At 68.4% G+C, this 4747-nt stretch carries 3 protein-coding genes; 1 reads left to right on the top strand and 2 read right to left on the bottom strand.

Annotated elements, in window-relative coordinates; all coding sequences use genetic code 11:
- The coding region (locus ACFW2Y_RS34770) for a citrate synthase (protein WP_384887433.1) at positions 1-1279 on the bottom strand (1279 nt) is incomplete at its 3' end.
- A gap of 179 nt (positions 1280-1458) precedes the next feature.
- Entirely contained in the window at positions 1459-3684 is a 2226-nt protein-coding gene (locus tag ACFW2Y_RS34765) for an ATP-dependent RecD-like DNA helicase (protein ID WP_384887430.1), read from the bottom strand.
- Positions 3685-4043: 359 nt separating this feature from the next.
- Here ACFW2Y_RS34765 and ACFW2Y_RS34760 point away from each other — a divergent pair, with 359 nt between their 5' ends.
- Entirely contained in the window at positions 4044-4517 is a 474-nt protein-coding gene (locus ACFW2Y_RS34760) for a hypothetical protein (RefSeq protein ID WP_384887427.1), read from the top strand.
- Positions 4518-4747 lie beyond the last annotated feature (230 nt).

Below are 4747 nucleotides of genomic sequence, written 5' to 3'. Positions count from 1 at the left end.
CCACCGGGACGAAGTCGCGGAGGACCTCACCCGTGTAGATCTGGCGCGGGCGGCCGATGCGGGAGCCCGGCTCCTTGATCATCTCGTGCCACTGGGCGATCCAGCCGGGAAGGCGACCGAGCGCGAAGAGCACGGTGAACATCTCGGTCGGGAAGCCCATCGCGCGGTAGATGAGACCCGTGTAGAAGTCGACGTTCGGGTAGAGGTTGCGCGAGACGAAGTACTCGTCGGAGAGCGCGTGCTCCTCCAGCTTGAGCGCGATGTCCAGCAGCTCGTCGGACTTGCCGAGGGCCGAGAGGACGTCATGCGCCGCAGCCTTGATGATCTTGGCGCGGGGGTCGAAGGACTTGTAGACCCGGTGGCCGAAGCCCATCAGACGGACGCCGTCCTCCTTGTTCTTCACCTTGCGGATGAAGGAGTCGACGTCGCCGCCGTTGGCCTGGATGCCCTCCAGCATCTCCAGGACCGACTGGTTGGCGCCACCGTGCAGCGGACCCCACAGGGCCGAGATGCCGGCGGAGATCGAGGCGAACATGTTCGCCTGCGAGGAGCCCACCAGGCGCACGGTGGAGGTCGAGCAGTTCTGCTCGTGGTCCGCGTGCAGGATCAGCAGCTTGTCCAGCGCGGAGACGACCACCGGGTCGAGCTCGTACTCCTGGGCGGGGACCGAGAAGGTCATGCGCAGGAAGTTCTCGACGTAGCCCAGGTCGTTGCGCGGGTAGACGAACGGGTGGCCGATCGACTTCTTGTACGCGTGGGCCGCGATCGTCGGCAGCTTGGCGAGGAGCCGGATCGTGGAAAGGTGGCGCTGCTCCTCGTCGAACGGGTTGTGGCTGTCCTGGTAGAAGGTGGACAGCGCGGAGACCACCGAGGAGAGCATGGCCATCGGGTGGGCATCACGCGGGAAGCCGCGGAAGAAGTTCTTGACGTCCTCGTGCACCAGCGTGTGCTGGGTGATCTCGTTCTTGAAGGTCGCGAGCTCGTCGACCTTGGGAAGCTCGCCGTTGATCAACAGGTACGCCACCTCAAGGAAGGTGGAGCGCTCGGCGAGCTGCTCGATCGGGTAGCCGCGGTAGCGCAGAATGCCCTGCTCACCATCGAGGTAGGTGATGGCGGATTTATAGGCGGCGGTGTTGCCGTATCCGCTGTCCAGGGTGACCAGACCGGTCTGGGCTCGGAGTTTTCCGATGTCGAAGCCCTTGTCGCCGACGGTGCTCTCGACCACCGGGTAGGTGTATTCACCGTCCGCGTACCGCAGTACTACAGAGTTGTCGCTCACGTCATCCCTCACCGACGTAGTGCCTCTTCTTCGAGGTGCCCTGACTGTCTCTACCATCCCCCATTTGGCTCAGGAGAGTGCACTCGGGGTCGACCATTGGGCCAATTGGCGGCACTGAGTGCCTCCAACCTTCTCATCCTGCCCCCTTCGCCCCGGTTCCGGAACCCCTCCGTGATCTTTCACACGGGAGTGCTCCCTGTGAGTCGGTGTGCGAGTGCGGTAAAGCGCCGGCCCGCCGACACGGTGCGGACCGCCTGTGCGATCGCCCGGCGGGAGCCGACCAGGACGACGAGCTTCCGGGCCCGGGTCACGGCCGTGTAGAGCAGGTTCCGCTGCAACATCATCCAGGCGCTCATGGTGACCGGGATGACCACCGCGGGGTACTCGCTGCCCTGTGAGCGGTGGATCGTGACCGCGTAGGCGTGGGCGAGTTCGTCGAGCTCGTCGAAGTCGTAGGGCACTTCCTCGTCCTCGTCGGTCCGCACGGTCAGCCGCTGCTCGACGGCGTCCAGGGCCGTGACGACGCCGACCGTGCCGTTGAAGACCCCGTTGACCCCCTTCTCGTAGTTGTTCCGGATCTGGGTGACCTTGTCGCCGACCCGGAAGACCCGACCGCCGAAGCGCTTCTCCGGCAGGTCGGGGCGGGCCGGGGTGATCGCCTGTTGGAGCAGCCCGTTGAGCGAGCCCGCGCCGGCCGGCCCCCGGTGCATGGGGGCGAGTACCTGGACGTCCCGACGGGGATCGAGGCCGAACTTGGCCGGAATGCGCCGGGCCGCAACCTCCACGGCCACCCGGGCGGCATCCTCCGTCTCCTCCTCCACGAAGTGGAAGAAGTCCGGGAGCCCCTGGGTCTGCGGCGGAACACCAGCGTTGATCCGGTGCGCATTGGTGACCACCCCGGACTGCTGGGCCTGGCGGAAGATCCGGGTCAGTCGGACGGACGGCACGGGGCTGCCCTGGGCAAGCAGATCGCCGAGCACCTCTCCCGCGCCGACCGAGGGGAGCTGGTCGACGTCCCCCACGAGCAGCAGGTGGGCCCCCGGCGCCACCGCCTTGACCAGCTTGTTCGCGAGCAGCAGGTCGAGCATGGAGGCCTCGTCGACCACGATCAGGTCGGCGTCGAGGGGCCGGTCCCGGTCATAGGCCGCGTCCCCGCCCGGCTTGAGCTCCAGGAGCCGGTGGACGGTGGAGGCCTCGGCACCGGTGAGCTCGGCGAGCCGCTTGGCGGCCCGCCCGGTGGGGGCGGCCAGCAGGACCTTGGCCTTCTTCGCACGGGCGAGCTCCACGATGGAGCGGACCGTGAAGGACTTGCCGCAACCGGGGCCGCCGGTGAGCACGGCGACCTTGCGGCTGAGGGCGAGCCGTACGGCCTCCTCCTGCTCGGGCGCGAGCGAGGCCCCCGTGCGGTCCGCGAGCCAGGCCAGTGCCTTGTCCCAGGCGACGTCCTGGAAGGCCGGCATCCGGTCGTCCTCGGCCCGCAGGAGCCGCCGGATCTGCCCGGCGAGGGAGAGCTCGGCCCGGTGGAAGGGGATCAGGTAGACGGCGGTGACGGGCGTCCCCTCGGGCCCGGGCACCGTCTCCCGCACGACCCCCTCGGGGTCCTCGGCGAGCTCGGCGAGGCACTCGATGACCAGGCCCGTGTCCACCTGGAGCAGCTTCACCGCGTCCGCGATCAGCCTTTCCTCGGGCAGGAAGCAGTGCCCCTGGTCGCTGGACTGCGACAGTGCGTACTGCAGACCCGCCTTCACCCGGTCAGGGCTGTCGTGCGGGATGCCGACGGACTGGGCGATCTTGTCGGCGGTGAGGAAGCCGATGCCCCAGACATCGGCGGCCAGCCGATAGGGCTGATTGCGCACGACGGAGATGGAGGCGTCCCCGTACTTCTTGTAGATCCGCACCGCGATGGAGGTGGAGACCCCGACCCCCTGCAGGAAGACCATCACCTCCTTGATGGCCTTCTGCTCCTCCCAGGCGGCCGTGATGTTCTTCGTCCGCTTCGGGCCGAGCCCCGGAACCTCGATCAGCCGCGCGGGAGCCTCTTCGAGGACGTCGAGGGTGTCGAGCCCGAAGTGCTGCGTGATCCGGTCGGCGAAGACGGGCCCGATGCCCTTGACGAGCCCGGACCCGAGATACCGCCGGATGCCCTGGATGGTGGCGGGCAGCACGGTCGTGTAGTTGTCCACGGTGAACTGCTTGCCGTACTGCGGGTGGGAGCCCCAGCGCCCCTCCATCCGCAGCGACTCCCCCGGCTGCGCCCCGAGCAGCGCGCCGACCACCGTGAGGAGGTCCCCGGCGCCGCGCCCGGTGTCGACCCGGGCGACGGTGTACCCGCTCTCCTCGTTGGCATAGGTGATCCTCTCCAGGACCCCTTCGACCACTGCCGGACCGCGAACCTCGTTGGACATGCACCGACGGTAGCGAAGGGCTCGGACAGTACGGACGCCACCAGTGGAAAACCGTCAGGGCTTCCGCCGTCCCGGCCGTGCCCCCGGCCGTCCGCGACCGCACGGGAACCTGCCCCGAGATGGCGTTGATTCGCCACATGGCGCGCTCGATCGTCCCGTCGGCGACGGGCGCCGCGCGCACACGCTGCGGTTCCTCGGGAAGTGCGGGCGAGTGACTCCGTCAAGATAGCTGCATCTGCCATCCAATCGTCCGGATTCGCCCTTCAGGGCCTCCCGCGCCGCCGGGAACGATGGGCGTGCCTTCGGAGCGGCGGCCGTCACCGAGCCGTCGACGCCATCGACGTGAGGGGAACAGCAACATGAAATGGATCAGGGGTCTGGCCATGACGGGGGCGGCCGTGGTGCTGGCCGCCGGCCAACTGCTGGCCGGGAACGCGTCGGCCGCTCCCGCGGACGGCCGGGCGGACGCCCTCCAGCAGAAGGTCGACTCCTTTCTGGCGAGCCATCCCGGAGAACGTCAGATCGCCGAGGGCAAGGCGACCATGCCCGGAGGCTCCGTCACCTTCTCCACCACCGGCACCGCCGATGCCGCCGCCATCAGTTGCAGCTACGGGCACCTGTGCATCCAGGACGGCAACGGCAGCCACTGGGACTACTACTACTGCGGCTACTACGACTTCTACGGGATCGGTGACGGGTACTTCAACAACAACCAGACCACGGGCACCGTCGCGAAGTTCTACAACCGGGACGGCAGCCTCAGGTGGACCAGCCGGGCCCCGCAGAGCGGAACGGCCTCCTGGACGCCGGTGTGGCACATCCGCCCGTGCTGAGTTGACCCCTCGGGGTCCGGTCGCCCGGCGCTCCGCCTCCACGTCGGTGGGGGCGGAGCGCGCCATTCGGGTGCTGGCGGTGGCCCATCCGCCCGGTGACGCCGTACACGGCGATGCGGAGCGTCCCGCGTATGGCCCGGGGGGTGCCTCTATGTCCTTCGTCAAGGCGCCCGTGTCGGGTTTGGGGTGGTTCAGGGTTGTTGGGGTTATGCGGCGAGCTCGATGTCCTT

The sequence above is a fragment of the Streptomyces sp. NPDC058877 genome (assembly GCF_042742855.1).
Lineage (GTDB): Bacteria > Actinomycetota > Actinomycetes > Streptomycetales > Streptomycetaceae > Streptomyces.
Note: the sequence above shows the minus strand (reverse complement) of the source record. Positions and strands in the feature narration are given on the sequence as shown.